This is a genomic window from Haloferax sp. Atlit-12N (assembly GCF_003383095.1).
Lineage (GTDB): Archaea > Halobacteriota > Halobacteria > Halobacteriales > Haloferacaceae > Haloferax.
The window spans coordinates 1-818 of the sequence record NZ_PSYW01000052.1 but is presented as its reverse complement, the minus strand read 5'-3'; the positions used below and the strand labels follow the sequence as shown (position 1 = coordinate 818).

Genomic DNA, 818 nt, shown 5'->3' with positions numbered 1-818 from the left:
TGCATAATCTGCCTCAACGAGGGAATTGACGACCCAATTAGAAAACCGGGCCAGGAACATTCCACGAGAGTACTGTTCGAGTTCGTGATTAGGATGTTTCTGCTTCGTCATTGATCATACCGCAAATATTCACTTCGGTTCATTTGTATCAATGTCTTTCCGAGAGTCTTGTTCTATAGACATATTCAAACTAGCGTCCGTCCCTCGATATTTTAGAGGAACTAGTGAGTACTCAGCAGGCAGAACGCTCTGCGTTCTAGTGTGCAGACGAAAATCAGCGTTTCTCGTGCACGCCAGGAGGCGTGCAGCGCACGACAGCGTGCGCTGCGTGACTTACCATGCCTGGTCCCGATCCTCACGACGACACGAGTTGCGATTACGAACAGTTCGAGAAAGAATAACTCGCCCAGGACCGCGACGGCCCAGCGCCTGGTCAATGACCTCGTCGACGCAGCCGTCGTCACTCCGATTCCCGAGGACCGCGTCCTCGTTCACGAACCGAATGGCACCGCCTTCGACTCGACGACGCAGCTTGCCGTCTTTCACCGTGGCTGGACGGCCGGCTGCGACGCCGACGAGGAGAGCGAGTGATGTAGCAAACGCTTACTGGCTATGCGTTCTGCGACGCCCCACCCGACATCGAGACTGGCGAGGCGCACTCCTGGGGACAAGACGAATGGGTCACTCATTCGGTCTGCGTCGACTGCTCGATCCAGACGGAGTCAGACCCCGACGAACGTGACCACGTCGCCTGTGACGGCTGTGGGCTCGTTGTCGACACGCTCGCGGCGCTCACCCGGTTCCGCGTGGAACTGGGG

At 57.2% G+C, this 818-nt stretch carries 2 pseudogenes; both read left to right on the top strand.

From position 1 onward, the window contains the following. The first annotated feature begins 338 nt into the window (after positions 1-338). Positions 339-591, top strand: a pseudogene (locus C5B90_RS19945) (hypothetical protein). Positions 592-638: 47 nt separating this feature from the next. Further along, positions 639-818: pseudogene (locus C5B90_RS21115) on the top strand (hypothetical protein); the annotation flags it as partial.